Origin of the sequence: Cnuibacter physcomitrellae (genome assembly GCF_014640535.1) — a bacterium.
GTDB lineage: Bacteria > Actinomycetota > Actinomycetes > Actinomycetales > Microbacteriaceae > Cnuibacter > Cnuibacter physcomitrellae.
This window is the reverse complement of sequence record NZ_BMHD01000001.1, coordinates 1,405,078-1,420,133: the sequence shown is the minus strand read 5'-3', so window position 1 is coordinate 1,420,133 and position 15,056 is coordinate 1,405,078. Positions and strand designations below refer to the sequence as shown.

At 72.1% G+C, this 15,056-nt stretch carries 18 protein-coding genes; 8 read left to right on the top strand and 10 right to left on the bottom strand.

The features are described from left to right. Window positions 1-23 precede the first annotated feature (23 nt). Genes IEX69_RS06635 through IEX69_RS06625 form a run of 3 tightly spaced genes read left to right on the top strand, consistent with a single transcriptional unit; the run spans window position 24 to window position 3,203 of the window. On the top strand, window positions 24-902 hold the full coding sequence (locus IEX69_RS06635) for a putative protein N(5)-glutamine methyltransferase (protein ID WP_157127231.1): 879 nt from the start codon (window positions 24-26) through the stop codon (window positions 900-902). Next, complete coding sequence (locus tag IEX69_RS06630; RefSeq protein WP_229756257.1) at window positions 899-2,170, top strand: MFS transporter; 1,272 nt, start codon at window positions 899-901, stop codon at window positions 2,168-2,170. The genes IEX69_RS06635 and IEX69_RS06630 overlap by 4 nt, the downstream gene beginning before the upstream one ends. Further along, a complete protein-coding gene (locus IEX69_RS06625; protein ID WP_085020274.1) occupies window positions 2,163-3,203 on the top strand; it encodes a BtrH N-terminal domain-containing protein in 1,041 nt (346 codons plus the stop codon). Before IEX69_RS06630 ends, IEX69_RS06625 begins: the two co-directional genes overlap by 8 nt. Before the next feature lie 3 nt (window positions 3,204-3,206). Here IEX69_RS06625 and IEX69_RS06620 read toward each other — a convergent pair whose 3' ends face one another. Then, window positions 3,207-3,914 (bottom strand): TetR/AcrR family transcriptional regulator, encoded by a 708-nt coding sequence (locus IEX69_RS06620; RefSeq protein ID WP_085020273.1) that lies wholly within the window; start codon window positions 3,912-3,914, stop codon window positions 3,207-3,209. 124 nt (window positions 3,915-4,038) lie between these two features. On the opposite strand from IEX69_RS06620, the gene IEX69_RS06615 reads away from it, so the two are divergent. Further along, complete coding sequence (locus IEX69_RS06615; RefSeq protein WP_085020272.1) at window positions 4,039-4,998, top strand: NAD-dependent epimerase/dehydratase family protein; 960 nt, start codon at window positions 4,039-4,041, stop codon at window positions 4,996-4,998. Window positions 4,999-5,334: 336 nt separating this feature from the next. Here the strand turns inward: IEX69_RS06615 and IEX69_RS06610 are convergent, their stop codons facing one another. From IEX69_RS06610 to IEX69_RS06590, 5 genes are all read right to left on the bottom strand, one after another. Continuing rightward, window positions 5,335-6,648 carry a hypothetical protein gene (locus IEX69_RS06610; RefSeq protein WP_085020271.1) on the bottom strand — a complete coding sequence of 438 codons (1,314 nt, stop codon included), beginning with the start codon at window positions 6,646-6,648 and terminating at the stop codon, window positions 5,335-5,337. 136 nt (window positions 6,649-6,784) lie between these two features. Continuing rightward, window positions 6,785-7,168, bottom strand: a complete 384-nt coding sequence (locus IEX69_RS06605; protein ID WP_085020270.1) for a hypothetical protein — start codon at window positions 7,166-7,168, stop codon at window positions 6,785-6,787. Between the two features lie 276 nt (window positions 7,169-7,444). After that, the gene (locus IEX69_RS06600; RefSeq protein ID WP_157127230.1) at window positions 7,445-7,675 is read right to left on the bottom strand and encodes a hypothetical protein; all 231 of its coding nucleotides are present in this window, start codon (window positions 7,673-7,675) and stop codon (window positions 7,445-7,447) included. 99 nt (window positions 7,676-7,774) lie between these two features. Beyond that, window positions 7,775-8,590: a mycofactocin-coupled SDR family oxidoreductase gene (locus IEX69_RS06595; protein WP_085020268.1), complete on the bottom strand. Its 816-nt coding sequence runs from the start codon at window positions 8,588-8,590 to the stop codon at window positions 7,775-7,777. 170 nt (window positions 8,591-8,760) lie between these two features. Continuing rightward, complete coding sequence (locus IEX69_RS06590) at window positions 8,761-9,114, bottom strand: DUF7882 family protein (RefSeq protein WP_085020267.1); 354 nt, start codon at window positions 9,112-9,114, stop codon at window positions 8,761-8,763. A 137-nt stretch (window positions 9,115-9,251) separates the two neighbouring features. On the opposite strand from IEX69_RS06590, the gene IEX69_RS06585 reads away from it, so the two are divergent. Continuing rightward, the gene (locus IEX69_RS06585; protein WP_174604476.1) at window positions 9,252-9,782 is read left to right on the top strand and encodes a MarR family winged helix-turn-helix transcriptional regulator; all 531 of its coding nucleotides are present in this window, start codon (window positions 9,252-9,254) and stop codon (window positions 9,780-9,782) included. Window positions 9,783-9,795: 13 nt separating this feature from the next. On the opposite strand, the gene IEX69_RS06580 is transcribed toward IEX69_RS06585, so the two are convergent. After that, a complete protein-coding gene (locus IEX69_RS06580) occupies window positions 9,796-10,563 on the bottom strand; it encodes an SDR family NAD(P)-dependent oxidoreductase (RefSeq protein WP_229756256.1) in 768 nt (255 codons plus the stop codon). Further along, window positions 10,560-10,985, bottom strand: coding sequence for a nitroreductase/quinone reductase family protein (locus tag IEX69_RS06575; RefSeq protein ID WP_085020266.1), 426 nt, complete (start codon window positions 10,983-10,985; stop codon window positions 10,560-10,562). The genes IEX69_RS06580 and IEX69_RS06575 overlap by 4 nt, the downstream gene beginning before the upstream one ends. Before the next feature lie 88 nt (window positions 10,986-11,073). Here IEX69_RS06575 and IEX69_RS06570 point away from each other — a divergent pair, with 88 nt between their 5' ends. The 3 genes from IEX69_RS06570 to IEX69_RS06560 are packed head-to-tail and all read left to right on the top strand — an operon-like array spanning window position 11,074 to window position 12,842. Continuing rightward, entirely contained in the window at window positions 11,074-11,616 is a 543-nt protein-coding gene (locus IEX69_RS06570; protein ID WP_085020265.1) for a TetR/AcrR family transcriptional regulator, read from the top strand. 4 nt (window positions 11,617-11,620) lie between these two features. Further along, window positions 11,621-12,100, top strand: coding sequence for a P-loop nucleotide/nucleoside kinase family protein (locus IEX69_RS06565; RefSeq protein ID WP_217348612.1), 480 nt, complete (start codon window positions 11,621-11,623; stop codon window positions 12,098-12,100). Further along, window positions 12,090-12,842, top strand: a complete 753-nt coding sequence (locus tag IEX69_RS06560) for an alpha/beta fold hydrolase (protein WP_085020264.1) — start codon at window positions 12,090-12,092, stop codon at window positions 12,840-12,842. Before IEX69_RS06565 ends, IEX69_RS06560 begins: the two co-directional genes overlap by 11 nt. 37 nt (window positions 12,843-12,879) lie before the next feature. On the opposite strand, the gene IEX69_RS06555 is transcribed toward IEX69_RS06560, so the two are convergent. Both IEX69_RS06555 and IEX69_RS06550 read right to left on the bottom strand, forming a co-directional pair. Beyond that, on the bottom strand, window positions 12,880-13,404 hold the full coding sequence (locus IEX69_RS06555) for a hypothetical protein (protein WP_157127229.1): 525 nt from the start codon (window positions 13,402-13,404) through the stop codon (window positions 12,880-12,882). Then, a complete protein-coding gene (locus IEX69_RS06550) occupies window positions 13,401-15,011 on the bottom strand; it encodes an FAD-dependent monooxygenase (RefSeq protein ID WP_229756255.1) in 1,611 nt (536 codons plus the stop codon). The genes IEX69_RS06555 and IEX69_RS06550 overlap by 4 nt, the downstream gene beginning before the upstream one ends. Window positions 15,012-15,056 lie beyond the last annotated feature (45 nt).

Sequence of the window (15,056 nt, the reverse complement as noted above, 5' to 3'; positions counted from 1 at the left end):
GGGGCCGCGAGAGAATGGGGCCGATGGATGAGCGACGTGTCGACGAGGTGGCCTCCCGCCTCCGTGCCGCCGGATGCGTCTTCGCCGAGGACGAGGCGGCGCTCCTCCTCGATGCCGCGACGGTCGCTGCCGGCGAGGAGATGGAGAGAGCGCGCCTCGACGAGCCGGCACTCGAGCGGATGGTCGCGGAGCGCGTCGCGGGCAGGCCGCTCGAGGCGATCCTGGGCTGGGCGGAGTTCGCCGGCCTCAGGGTGCTCGTCGACGACGGCGTCTTCGTGCCCCGCCGCCGGACCGAGGTGCTCGCCCGAGCGGCCGCGCGAGGGCTCCGCGACGGGGGCGTCATCGTCGACCTGTGCTGCGGCACGGGGGCCGTGGGGGCCGCGCTCGCGGAGTCCGCTCGGCGTGACGGCCTGGCGGTGACCCTCGTCGCCTCCGATCTCGATCCCGCCGCGGTCGCGAACGCCCGCCGCAACCTCGAGTCCCTGGGGGCCACCGTCGTCGAGGGCGACCTCTTCGGGGCGCTGCCCGCGGAGCTGCGGGGAGGGATCGACGTGCTCGCGGTGAACGCACCGTACGTGCCCACCGCGGGCATCTCCACCATGCCGCCGGAGGCGCGCGACCACGAGCCGCTGCTCGCTCTCGACGGCGGATCCGATGGGCTCGACGTCCACCGGCGGGTGGCCGCCGGGGTCGCCGAGTGGCTCGCTCCGGGCGGACTCGTCGCGATCGAGACCAGCGAGTCGCAGGCCGAGGGGACCGCCGCCCTGCTCGCCGCCGCCGGCCTCGAGGTCTCCGTCGTCCACGACGACGACCTCGACGGCACCGCCGTCCTCGGGCGTCGGGTCGGCTCCGTCGCGGCGGCCACCGCCGGTCCCACCCCACGGGGAACGGGGCCCCGGTGACGCGGATCGGAGCCTCGGAGCCGTCCGCCGTGCCTCCGCCATGGCGAGGGTTCGAGCGAGGGGAGCGGGAGTACCGGCGCATCGTCGTGGCCCTGTTCGCCGCCGGATTCGCCACCTTCGTGCAGGTCTTCGACGCGCAGGCGGTGCTGCCGAGCGTGCGCGCCGACTTCGGGGTCTCGACCGCGCAGTCGGCGCTGATGGTGTCGGCGACCACGATCGGGCTGGCGCTCTCGGTGCTCCCGTGGTCGTGGCTCGCCGACCGCATCGGCCGCACCACCGCGATGCGACTGTCGCTGACCGTCGCGACGGCGCTGTCGCTGCTCGTGCCCGCCATGCCGGGCTACGAGGAGGTGCTCGCCCTGCGGCTGCTCGTGGGTGTGGCGCTCGGCGCGGTGCCGGCGCTCGCCGTCGCCTACCTCGCCGAGGAGCTCCACGTCTCCTGGGTCGCGGTGGCGGCCGCGACCTACGTGTCGGGCAACACGATCGGCGGCATCGTGGGCAGGCTGGTGGCCGGCCCGCTCTCCGAGACGGTGGGCTGGCGACTCGGCACGCTCGCCGTCGCCCTCATCGGGGTGATCGCCGCGGTCGCGTTCTGGGTCCTCGTGCCGCCCGCGCGCGGCTTCTCGCGGCAGGCGGCGGGCGCGCATCCATTCGTCAGGCGTGTGCTGACCCAGCTCGGGGATCCGGTGATGGTCACCCTGTACGTGCTCGGCTTCGCCATCATGGGCACGTTCGCGGCGGTCTACAACTACCTCGGGTTCCACCTCATCGGCCCGCCGTTCGGCGTGCCGGAGGTGCTCGTCAGCCTCCTCTTCGTCGCCTACCTCGCGGGGACGGCGGCGAGCCGGATGGCGGGCGCGCTCGTGCGCCGGGTCGGGCCGCTCGTGCCCGTGCTCGGCGGATTCGGGGTCATGCTGGCCGGGCTCGGTCTGCTGGCGGTGCCGGTGCTCTGGGTGGAGATCGTCGGGCTCGTGGTGTTCACGGTGGGGACCTTCACGGCGCATCCCGTGGCCTCGGGGCTCAGCGGGCAGCTCGCGCGCATCGGCCGGGCTCAGAGCACCGCGCTCTACCAGCTGGCGTGGCTGGCGGGCACCGCCTTCTTCGGCTGGGCGATCGGCCTCGTCTTCGACGCCGACGGATGGGGGATCGTGCTGCTCGTGCTCGCCGGCGTCTGCGTCGTCTCGGCGCCCCTGGCCGCCGTCGGGCTCGGGGTGCTGCTCCGTCGCCGCTCGCCCGTCGGCGGAGGGGAGGGGTCCCGCGATGACTGACGAGACCGTGCCGGGAGGTGCTGTCGTGGTGGAGGGCGTGCCCCTCGAGGGTGGCGTGCACTGCGAGACGACGACCGCGGGCGTGCTGCTCGGGCATGCGGGGCTGAGCCTGTCGGAACCCCTGCTGTTCGGTCTGGCCGGGGGCCTCTCCTTCGTCTACTGGGACTCGAAGCGTCAGGATGTGCCGTTCCTCGGTGGACGGGTGAAGCCGTTCCTGCTCACGCAGAACCTGGCCGCGCGGCTCGGGGTGACGCTCCGCGTGCAGGAGACCGCCTCGGCCCGGAAGGCGTGGGATGAGGTGCGCGCGTCGATCGACGAGGGCGTCCCGGTCGGTCTGCAGCTCGACAGCCACGACCTGGAGTACTTCTCCTCCCGCGTGCACTTCGCCGGTCACATCGTCGCCCTGTACGGCTACGACGCGGCTGAGGCGTACCTGGTCGACACCGCCCAGCAGGGCGGCGCCGTCCGGACCAGCCTCGACAGCCTCGCGAGAGCGCGCGCCGCCCGCGGGCCGATGTCGGCCCGTCATCGGATGTTCTCGATCGATCTCGGCGATCGGGATGAGGTCGGCGACCGCGTCGCGTCGGCCATCGTCCCGGCCATCGCCGACTGTGCGGCCGAGTTCCTCGACCCGCCCATCGCGAACGTGGGCCACCGGGGCATCCGCACGGCGGCGCGGCGGGCGCCGACCTGGCTCGATCGGGTGGCGGATCCGGGCCGGGACCTGCCGAGGATGTCGATGATGATGGAGCGCGCCGGGACCGGCGGCGCGCTGTTCCGCAACCTCTATCGGGACTTCCTGACCGAGTGCCTCGACCGGCTGGAGAAGCCTGCGCTCGCCGACGCCGTCGAGCGCGGCCGCGATCTCGTCGCCCGATCCGCCGAGCTCTGGGCGACGACCGCGCACCTCATCGACCGCGCCGGTACGACCCTGGCTCGGGAGGATCTCGCCGAGGCGGCGGCCACCCTCGACCGCATCGCCGACGTCGAGACCGAGGCGATGACCGTCCTGAGCACGCTGCGCCGCGCCTGAGGGTCAGGGCACGCGCATCTGGGTCGCGAACTCGTCGATGAGGAACTCGTAGTACGCCGGGGCGTCGGAGACCACGTTGACGAACTGACCGCCGAGCTCGAACGACACCGCGCCGAAGAGGTGCAGCCACATGTCGACGCCGACCACGAGCTGCTCCGCCAGCTCGGGCGCGCCGAGCGCCGCCGCCACGCCCTCCATCGCGTGGGCGGCCGCCGCCGAGCCCGCGGTGGCCGGAGGGCCGTATCCGGCCGCGATCACATCGACCAGGAGCCGGGTGAGCACGAGACCGACCATGCTCGCGGGGGCGATGGTGTCGGGCGGGGCGGCGTATCCGGGCACCGGGGTGCCGTAGATGAGCGAGTAGCGCTGGGGGTTCGCCAGGGCCCAGGCGCGCACGGTGAGCACCACCGAGCGGAGTCGGCCGCGCAGGTCGTCGCGGGGCACCTCGGCCTCGGCGGTCTCGACGCTGGTGCCGAGGTCGGTGTAGGCGTCGATGATGAGCATCGTGAGCAGCGCGTCGCGGCTGGGGCAGTAGCGGTACACCGCCGACGAGACCACCCCGAGCTCGCGCGCGATCGCCCGCAGCGACAGGCCGGCCGCGCCCACCTCGCCGAGCTGGCGCAGGGCGATGGTGCGGATGCGGTCGAGCGTCTCGACGCGCGCCCTGGCCCGAGGCCCCAGCGGCGCCTCGGCGGATGCGGTGTCGACCATGCGGGGGAGTCTATCCGAGACCGGGTGACACAAGAGAGAGCACTGCTCTTGTTCTTTCCGACGCGGAACACTACGCTCGGCGATACCGAGAGCACCGCTCTCGATCTACTCGAGAGGACAGGACATGAAGCTCGTCATCGGAGCCGGTCTCATCGGCACCCGCGTCGCCCGCCGGCTCGCCGCGCAGGGTGAGGACGTCGTCGTCGCCACCCGTTCCGGCACCGCCGTCCCGGTCGAAGGCGGTGCGGGCGCGATCCGCTCGGTGCGGGCCGATGCCGCGGATGCGGAAGCCCTCATCCGCGCGGCCTCGGGCGTCACCACGATCGTCCTCGCCTCGAACCCGGCGCAGTACCACCGCTGGCCGGAGCTCTGGCCGCCGGTCTTCGATGCCACGCTCGCCGCGGCGACCCGCTCCGGTGCGGACCTCGTCGTCATGGGCAACCTCTACGCCTACGGCGAGGGCGCTCGGATGCCGATGGCCGAGCACGACCCGCTCCTCACCACCGAGCAGAAGGGGCTGGTGAGGAAGGCGGGGTGGGAGCGCATCCTCGAGGCGCACCGGCGCGGCGACCTCCGCGCGGTCGAGGTGCGGGCGAGCGACTACTTCGGCCCCGGCAGCGGCGCGACCGCGCAGCTGGGCGAGCGCTTCTTCGGACCGCTCCTGGCGGGACGGCGCCCACGTGTGGTGGGCGACCCGCGGATGCCGCACAGCTGGGCCTACCTCGACGACATCGCCGACACCGTGGTCGCCGCCTCGACCTACGCGGGGGAGTGGGGGCGGGCGTGGCACGTGCCGAGCGCCGAGCCGCTCAGCCGGGTGGAGATCGCCGCCCGCGTCGCCGCTTTCACCGGCCGGGACGTGGGGGTTGCCTCGTGGTCGCCGACGACGCTCCGGGCGCTCGGTCTCGTCTCCCCGTTCCTCCGCGCGGTCGTCGACTCCTCGTACCAGTTCACGGCCCCGTTTGTCGTCGACGCCCGCGAGACGGAGCGCGAGCTCGGCGTCAGCGCGACCCCGTGGGACGTGGCGCTCCCCGCCACCCTCGCCTCCCTCGCCCCGTCCCTCCCCGCCCCCGTCACGCGCTGAGCCCCCCGCCCGCCCGCCCGCCTTCCGGGGTTTCGCGGCCTGTTTGGCGTTTCGCGCGCCCATTGACCACGCGAAACGCCAAACAGGCAGCGAAACCCCGGCGGCGGTGGTGCCGCGCACGTCCCTCGCCCGGCCTGCGTGGCCCGGCCGGCCCGGCTGGAAGGCCCGGTCTGCGCGGACCGCCGGCCCGTGTGGACCTCCCGGCCCGCGTGGACCGCCCTGCCCGCGGGGACCGCCCGGCCCGCGTGGACCGCCCTGCCTGCGTGGACCGCCCGGCCTGCGTCGGCCGCCCGGCCTGCGTGGACCGCCCGGCCTGCGTCAGGCGACCGGCGGGCGTCAGCCGACCGGTCGGATGAGATCACTACCGTCGGGGGAGCCGCGGAGGGAGACGCCGACGGCTTCGTCGGGCCGCACCACGGCGATCCAGTCGATCTCGTCGGTCCGTCGCCGCTCGAACTCCGCCTCCGCCGCGGCGAGCGCCTCCCCCTCCGTGAGCGCCCCGCGCTCGGTGAGCGCCTCCCGCTCGGCGAGTGCGGCGGCACCAGCCACCGCCGCCACACCAGCCACCGCGGCGACGGCGGCGGGCAGCACCACGACCGCGCTCACCGTCGGCCGCCCCTCGGGGAGGGCCGCGCGTGCCGCGAACTCGCTGCGCACGCGCCCGACCACCGCGCGGACGCCGGACTCGGTGGACAGCACGCCCGGCGCCCTCCGCACGACGAACCGTCCCTCCGGCAGACGCCACACCTCGGCCGGCGCCACAGCCCCCGTGCGCGCCCCGGCCCCGGGCCCACGCGCGTCCGTCTCCTCGAGCGTCACGGCGATCGCGCGAGCGAGGTGGAGCGACAGATCGTTCGCGAGGTCGACGCCGTACGCCCGGCGCAGCGGGATCCACAGATCGACGCCGATCACCAGGAACGGTCCGTCCAGCCTCCGCCCCTCGTGCCCGCGGGGGATGGCGTCCGGATACGGCCGGAACCCCGACCCGGTGGGCATTCTGCGGCGGTGCTGCGCCTGGATCCCGAGCATCGCGGCCTCGACGATCACCGTGAAGACCACGTTCATGCCCGTCGTGATGGCGGTGTTGAAGACCGTGGCGAAGACCTCGGAGGTGGGTCCGAGGGCGAGGTACACGACGCTGCGCGGGGCGAGGTAGGCCAGGTGGAGTCCGAAGACCACCGCCATGACCCTGGCGCCGACGTAGCTGCGCAGCGGCCCCCGCAAGCACTCGATCAGAGCGAGCAGCGAGAAGGCGGCGAGCGCCGTCCCCTTCTCGACGGCGCCGGCGTACTTGGTCCCGTACTCCGAAGGCAGCACGGAGATCACGCCGATGGCGAGGGAGCCGCCGATCACCAGCACCGAGCTCAGCACCCTCGGCGGGGCGCGTCGACCGTTGAACACGACGCAGCCGGCCCACGCGGCCCCGAGCGTGAAGACCATCGTGGCGTTGCCGACCGACACCGTCCATCCGGCGTCGCCCGTGCGCTGGCCGATGAAGTACGCCGTGGCGCACAGCACCCCGGAGAGGAACGCGAGCTCCCACCACGGCCCGGCCTGAGGGCTCGGATGCAGGATGCGATTGACGACGAAGACGACGGCCATCCCCGCCATCGCCAGGACCGAGACGGTGTAGACGAGCAGTGGATCCACGACACCACCCTCCGGGAGCCCAGCTGACTGCGGTGCCACCGTATCCGACACCGGCTGCGCCCGGTAGGACCCCGCATGGGGGCCGTCGCGCGGGGGCGCCGAGGGCGTCCCAGGGGCCGCCCGGGGTCCGCGGGGATCAGTGGACCGCGGCGTCCCAGCTCTCGAGCAGGTCGGCGGCCTCGTCGAGGGAGTGGGCGATCACGATCGACGTGACGTCTCTCGCGGACTCGGCGTCCTCGCCGTCGGCGTCGACGATCGCGAGCACCGACGCATCCACGATGCGGCACACCCTCGCCTCGTAGGGCAGCGAGACGCGGTCATCCGGACGCGGCCGCAGCACCACGATGTCCGGCGGGAACGCCGCATCCGTGAGCAGCTCGCCCCAGGACGACGCCGCGATCACCACGGAGACCGAGGGAGCCCGCTGCTCCAGAGCGGACCGCGCCGCTTCCAGGCCCGCCGAATCGCTGTCGAAGAGGCCGACGGTGGCTCTCGACGCTGAGGTCTGTGAAGCGTCCATGTGATGACAACCTTGCCATCTTCCGAGCTCGCGCGGTGGGGCTTGCCTGGATCGCCATGCTGTGTCCTGGCTGCGTACTCACTTCGGATGGGCTGCGCCTCCCACACCTTGAGCCGCGGACGACTACAGTGGACCTCAGATCAACGCCAGTAGCAAGACTCGACGCTGGTCAGGACCCCCGCCCGATCCCCCCCCACCCAGGCGGGGGTTCTTCTTTGCCCGGATGCGCCCGGCTTCAGGGTCCAGGCATCACCCGGATGCGCCGGCGCCGCGCTCTCATCCCCCGAGATAGCGCCGCAGCATGACCTCGACCGTGCGCATCCGCCACCGGACCCGCACCATCGTCACGCCGTCGCCGCGCAGCTGCTCGGCCGTCTCGACCGTCAGCCGCTCAGGGCCGTCGTCGAGCGGATGCCAGCCGCCTGCGCCCGCGTACACCTCGCGGATGCGGGGCCGTCCATCGCGCCCGAACTTGTGCACGCCGTAACTCGAGACCGTTCCGTCCACGCTGTCCACCTCTGATCGTGTCGATGCGGAGCATCCTCGATCCGGTGCGGATACGGTACCGCTCCCCGCCCGGGAAGGACAGGGAGCGGACCGAGAAGGTCAGCGTGCGCTGAACCCCGCATCCACCGGCAGGGTCACCCCGGTGATGTACCGGGCGTCGTCGCTGACCAGGAACGCGATCGCGTTCGAGATGTCGACGGGCTCCACCCAGGGCACGGGGATGATGTTGGTCACCGCGTCCATGCTCCCCTCGAAGTCGGCGAAGAGCTTCTCGATCACCGGGTTCTGGATCATCGGCGTCGCGACACCGGTCGGATGCACGGAGTTGACGCGGATCCCCAGGGGCCCCAGCCAGTGCGTGAAGGAGCGCATGAGGCCCACCACGCCGTGCTTGGCGGCCGTGTACCCCGTGGTGCCGGCGGATCCGTTGCCGCCCACACCCTTCAGGCCCTGCGTCGACGACGTGAGCACGATGGCGCCGGCCTTCTTCTCGATCATCGACGGCACCGCCGCGATCACGGTGTTGTAGACGCCCGTCAGGTTCACGTCGACCACGTCGCGGAAGGGAGCGACCGGATCGCCGTCGAGCCCGAGCGGAGCGATGCCGGCGTTGGCGAGGATGATGTCGATCGGCCCGAGGGCGGCCTCGCCGGCCGACACCGCCTCCTGCAGCTGGGCGAGGTCGCGCACGTCCGCCTTCTGGGCGTGGATGCGCCGGTCCAGCGCCTCCACCTGTCGCACGGTCTCCTCGAGATCGCTCTCACGAGCCATCTCGTACTCGACCGTGGGGATCTGCTCGCAGATGTCGACCGCGATGATGTCGGCCCCCTCCTGCGCGAGCCTCACCGCGTGACTGCGTCCCTGTCCGCGTGCCGCCCCCGTGATGAACGCCACCTTGCCGTCGAGCTTGCCCATGTCGCTGACTCCTTCGTCATCGTCGCCTCGACCGCGCGTCGTCGCGCCGTCGACCGCGGCGCCGGCCTCGACGCCGCACGGGCAGCAGGCTACTCGCTCAGCGACGCAGGGTGCTCAGCGACGCAGCGGTGCTGCTCAATGGCGCAGGAGTGCTCGGGTGCGCAGGATGCTCAGCGACGAAGGGTGCGCTTCGCCGCGCCGGACAGCACGGCGGTGGCGGGCACGCCGTCGGGCTCGGGCACGGGGTGGAGATCGCCCTGGGCGGCCGTCGCGGCGAGCGCCTCGACCCACGCCCGGTTGAGGGGGCCGCCGCGGTCGAGGCTGTCGTAGACGAAGCGCATCGGGATCGCCGGGTTGATCCAGATGGTCTCCCGTGTGGAGGAGCCGCCGTCCTCGCGGGTGTAGGTCAGCCCGCAGGACTCGCCCCGACGGAGTCGACCGAGGATGACGAGCTGCAGGTGGGCGAGAGTCCTGTCGTCGAGAGGGATGGAGTCCTGGCTCGATCCGTACAGCAGAGCTCCCATGACATCCTCTTCTCCCGATGAGACAGCTAGGCTGCTGAATCATTAGACAGACTAGCAATAAGCCGCGATCGTGCAAATCGCATCACAAGTCCATCTACCTCGATGGTCGAGTTATCAGACCGTCGTAGAATGAGAGGATGGTGACGGAGCGAACCGACGGATCGCACTACTGGTACGGGCAGACCGACCAGGAGCGCGGTCGACGTGTGCTCGAAGCCATGCGTGCCTATCGCGCCGCCGACTCCGCCATGCGCCGTCGCACGCAGGAGGCGATGGGCATGGGCGAGAACGACCTCCTCGCGATGCGCTACCTCCTCCGGTCGCAGCAGCAGGGGAAGGACGTCGCCCCCAAGGAGCTGGCCCAGTACCTCGGCATCTCCTCGGCGTCGGTCACCGCCCTGCTCGATCGGCTCGAGCGCAGCGGACACCTGCGTCGCGAGCCGAGCCCCTTCGACCGCCGCGGACTCATCGTGGTGCCCACGGTCTCCAGCGATGAAGAGGTGCGGAAGACCCTCGGCGACATGCACGAGCGCATGATCGCCGTCGCCAGCGAGCTCGACCCCGACACCGCGCTCGCGGTGGTCGATTTCCTCGACCGCCTCCGCGAGTCGGTCGACACCATCTACGCCCCCGACGGCGCTCCCGAGCACGCCGATCGCGACCGCTGACGAGCGCCCGACCCTAGAGCAGGCTCCCGCCGGAGACCTCGATCCGTTCAGCGGTGACCCACCGCATCTCGTCTGAGGCGAGGGCGGCGATCGCGTCGGCGATCTCGTCGGGCTGCCCGACGCGGCCCAGCGCCGTCCGACCGGCGAGGTCGTCCCTCAGGTCGGCGTCGTCGCGCATCGCGCCGCCGTTGAAGTCGGTGGCCGTCGGTCCTGGCGCGATGCTGTTCGCGCGGATGCCCCGGGTGCCCAGCTCCATGGCCAGAGTGCGGGTGATCGCCTCGAGGGCGGCCTTCGACGCCGTATAGAGGGACGTGCCCGGACTGACGTGGCGGGTCAGGGAGCTGGACACCGTGATGATCCGGCCCCCGTCGGCCAGGTGCGGCGCGAGTGCCTGGATGAGGAAGAACGTGCCGCGGAGGTTCGTGCCGATGACGGCGTCGAAGTCGTCGAGCGTGACGTCCTCGAGCGACCCGAAGAGCCCGATCCCGGCGTTGTTCACCAGGACGTCGATGGTCGTCCGGCCCCAGCGCTCGCGCACGTTCTTCTGCAGATCCTGGGCGAAGCGGCGGAACGAGCCGACGTCGTCGAGGTCGAGCCGCATCGCGAGAGCCTCGCTGCCGGCGGCACGGATCTCCTCGACCGCGGTCGTCGTCTCGTCGGACGCGGCCCGGTGGGTGAGGACGACATGCAGGCCGTGACCCGAGAGCGTCCGGGCGGTCGCAAGACCGAGTCCGCGGTTCGCTCCCGTCACCACGGCGATGCGGGGGATGCTCTCGCTCACGCCGACGCCTCGGCGACGAACTGGACCGCGATGAGCGGGCTGCCGTGCATCCATGCCTCGAGCGGCTCGACGGGCTGGGGGATGCCGGCCGGGTTCCAGGGCTGGTTGAGGTCGGCGATGATCGAGGAGAAGACGGCACGGCGCTGGGCGGGGTCGCGGACGGGGGTGCCGAGGGCGGGCAGGTCGGCGCGCACTCCGTGTTTGAGGTGGAACACGAAGTCGGGGTGGGCGACGATGTTGGCGTACCAGCTCCTCCTCGCGGGCGAGGAGGAGAGGTAGATGCGACCGTCGACGCGGTAGAACCAGACCTCGATGCGCCGCTGCCGCCCCGTGCGGGCGCCGGTCGTGGTGATGTCGATCGTGCGCTCCCGCGCACTCGACGACGGGGTGATGGCCAAGGCCTTCTCGATGCGGGGATCCACCGTGCTCCTAAGTAAGTAGCTATTTACTTATACGCTAGACACGGCACCGGCGCGTGTCAATCGAGAGCACGAGACGAGCGGGAGCGGCATGGCGCAGCGGGATGCGGGGGCGACACGAGCCCGGATCCTCTCGGCCGCCGTCACGGAGTTCGCCGCCCACGGTTACGCCGGCGGCAGGATCGACCGCATCGCGAACGACGCCGAGTCGAACGTGCGGATGATCTACGCGTACTTCGGCAACAAGAGCAGCCTCTTCGACGCGGCGCTCACCGAGGCGATCGTCCGCATGGCGAGCGAGGTCCCTCCGACACCGGACGATCTGCCCGGTTGGGTGGGCGAGCTCTACGACTTCCACCGGCGTCGTCCGGAGACGCTCCGCCTCTGTCTCTGGGCGCAGCTGGAGCGCCCGGAGGCGGCCTCCGAGCCGCTCGAGACCTACCTGGCGAAGGTGGAGTCTGTCCGGCCGCAGGCGTCCCCCTCGCTGGGTGCCGTCGATCTCCTGGTCATCGTCTACGCCATCGCCCAGGCGTGGCAGCTCGCTCCCGCCGGCCTCCTGGCGGCGGACGGCGGCCCCGACGAGGACCGGATGCGCGCTGCCGCGATCGAGTCCGTCACCCGGATCCTCGGCTGATCCGATGGATGCGACGAGCCGACCCCGGGTCGTGATGATGTGCGGGCCAGGGGGCGCCGGCAAGTCCACGTACGCAAAGCGCCTGGAGCGCGAGGGATGGACGCGACTGTCGTTCGAGGTGGAGTTCTGGCAGCGGGGCATCACGGGGATGCCCTCGGCCGAGGCGGTCACCGAGGTCGCGACGGAGCTGAAGGCGCGCCTGCTGCGGCTCGTCGGCGAGGGCGAGGATGTGGTGCTCGACTTCGGCTTCTGGTTCCGGCGACAGCGTGACGAGTATCGAGCGCTGCTGGCACCGCACGGGATCGTCCCCGAGACGGTCTACATCGCGACGAGCCTCGAGACCATCCTGAGCCGGATCGGCGCCCGCCATGGAGTGGGCCCCGATGACTGGCCTCTCACGGTGGAGACCGCAACCGAGTACTTCGCCCGCTTCGAGCCTCCCACCCCCGACGAGGGTCCCCTCGAGGTGATCCGTGAGGTCTGACGTTCCCGTTGTCTTCGTCCATGGCCTGTTCGGCCCCTTCAACGACGCCGTCGCGTTCCGTCGACTCTACCGGGTGGAGTGCTCCGCCCCCGATCTCGACGGCTATGGCCGATTCGCCGGGCGGAGGGTCACGTTCGAGGGGCAGGTGCAGGCGCTCCGGGAGCATGTTCAGTCCCGACACCCTGGATCGCGCGTGCACCTCGTGGCGCATTCCATCGGAGCCGTGTACGCGTTCGCACTGGCCGACCGATATCCTGAGCTCGTCGACGCGGTGATCACCGTCGAGGGGAACTTCTCTCTCGCAGACGCCTTCTGGTCCCGCTCCATCGCCGCGCTCGACGAGATCCAGGCGCACACCGTCGTCGAGCAACGGCTCAGCGATCCCGAAGCGTTCCTGGCCTCAGACGGGATCCCGGTCACCCCTGAGAACCTCTCCAAGGCAGAAGAGGCTCTCGGGTACCAGCCCTGGCGGACTGTGTGGGAATCGGCATCGGCGATCGTGGAGACGACCGGGAGCGCGGAGTACGAGGCGATGCTGAAGAGGGTCTTCGCTGACCGTCGGGTTCATCTGATCGCGGGCGAGCGCAGCGCTGCCGGATGGAACATCCCTGAGTGGGCTCGACAGGCTGCAGTATCGTCCACGGTCATCCCCGGCGTCGGACACATGATGATGCTGGAGCAGCCCGCGACGTTCGGTGCCTCGATCAGCGCGTCGCTGCAGCCGGGTATCGATCTCGTCTAGCTCTCGCCGGCCCGGGCCCCAGCCGCAGGCCGCACGGTCAGGGGGCGGGTGGCGCGATCGGCAGCACCACCGGGTCCGCCTGCATCGGCCCACCGCACTCGGCGCTCCCACCCACGCGTACCCACTGCAGCGTGGCCGACACCTCGCCGAGCACTGCCCCCTGGGCGTCGAACGCCCGCACCTCCGCCGTCTCGGGTGCCGACATGCCCACGTCGACCATCCACGAGTCGCGTCCGGAGGCGTACGCGTTGTAGTACAGCGGTCCGCCCGGCACGGACGTGGGCTGTGGCCAGGTGCTCGGATCGTCCACGTCGACACCGGGCGGCACCGTGGTGAGCGGCTCGAGGGGGAGCGGGGTCGACAGGAGCGGCGCGGAGCAGCCGACCTCGTCGCAGAGCTGCACCTCGGCGACTCGGGCGAGGGCGTTGTCGTCCCCCTCGAGCTGAACGGTGACGGTGTTGATCCATCCGATGTCCGGGCACGCCTTCACGAGCGGTGCGCACCCGACGAGCACGACCGCCGCCGTGGCCGTCGCGGCGACGGCACCCGCGCGCATCCTCATGCCTCGACCGTAGCGTGCCCTCCCTCGGCGGGCCCGAACCAGCGCGTCAGCGCGGCCTCGAGCGGCTCGACCCCATCGCCCACCCAGGCGACGTGCCCGTCCGGTCGCACGAGCACCGCCGTCGGCGCGGCGACCTCGCCGAGCACCGGCAGCCTCCACGCTCCCGAGTACGCAGCCTCGACGCGATCGACCCGCCCGCCCCAGGCCCCGAGCTGGGCTCCGGCCCCGAGGTCGACCAGCACGGGCCGTGCGCGATGCAGCAGCGAGTACATCCGCACGAGGTCCCCGTCGACGAGCAGGTCGAGGTCGGGCATCCGACGACCCACGAGCGGATGCGCCCCCTCCGGTGCCGCGTACGCCACGTCGAGCCCGTGGATCAGCGCCGCCACCCGCACCCTCGCCCCGTCACGCAGCGCGCCCGCCCCCGCGCCCGCGGCAGCCGCGGCCGCGCCACCCGCAGCGCCCCCTTCTCCGAACACCTCGCGCTCGAGCACCGCGTTGAGCGCGGCGGTCCGCGCATCCACCCGCTGCAGCACCGTCTGCGCCATCGAGAGCTCGAGCGCCCGCGCATCCGCCGCATGCCGTTCGGAGTGGTACGTGTCGAGCAGCGCGGGCGGCGCGTCCCCGCGCACCACGGCGGCGAGCTTCCATCCGAGGTTCACCGCGTCCTGGATCCCGAGTCCGATGCCCTGCCCGCCGGCCGGATAGTGCACGTGGGCGGCGTCTCCCGCCACGAGGATGCGTCCCGCCCGGTACTCGGACGCCTGGCGCGTCGCGTCGGTGAACCGCGAGACCCAGGTGGGGGAGTGCACGGCGAAGTCGCTCCCGTATGCGGCGGTGAGGGAGGCGCGCAGGTCGTCGAGCGTCGCGGGCGCCCCTCCGCTCACGAGCTCGCGCTCGGAGGTCACGACGCGGTAGGTCCCTCCGCCGAGCGGCGTCATCCCGTGGTTCCCCGCCTCGTCCTGCAGCAGCCCGACCGGCGCGGTCACCCCGTCGCCGATCGACACCTCGGCGATGAGCGTGCTGCTGCTGGCCTCGACACCCGGGAACCCGATCCCCGCGGCCTTCCGCACGGCACTGCGGCCGCCATCGGCGCCCACGACCCACCGCGCGCGGAGCTCCTCCCCGGAGTCCAGGGCCACGGTCACGCCTGCTTCGTCCTGCACGATCCCCGTCACGGTCACCCCGTGTACCGTCCGCACCCCGAGCGACGAGACCCAGGAAGCGAGCAGCGGCTCGATCCGGTTCTGCCACAGCCCGAGCCCATAGGGGTGCCGGGTGGGGAAGTCGCTGATGTCGAGCGTCGTCCCCCCGAACCGTGCCGTCTGCAGGGTGGTCCCCTCGTCGAGGAAGGGCCCGACGATGCCGCGCTGGTCGAGGATCTCGATGGTCCGCGAGTGGATCCCGCCCGCCCGCGATCCCTCGAGCTGCCCGTCCTCGCGCCGTTCGAGCACCACCGCCTCGACGCCGGCGAGCGCCAGCTCCCCGGCGAGCATCATGCCCGTCGGCCCTGCCCCCACGATCAGCACGTCCACGATCTCGCCCATACCCACGTCCATCGACTCCGCCTCTCGCCGCGCGGCGCCGCGTCCTGCCGCGACTGCCACGACGGAGCATCGTAGGTCGGGCCCCCTCTCTTGCGGCAAGCCCCC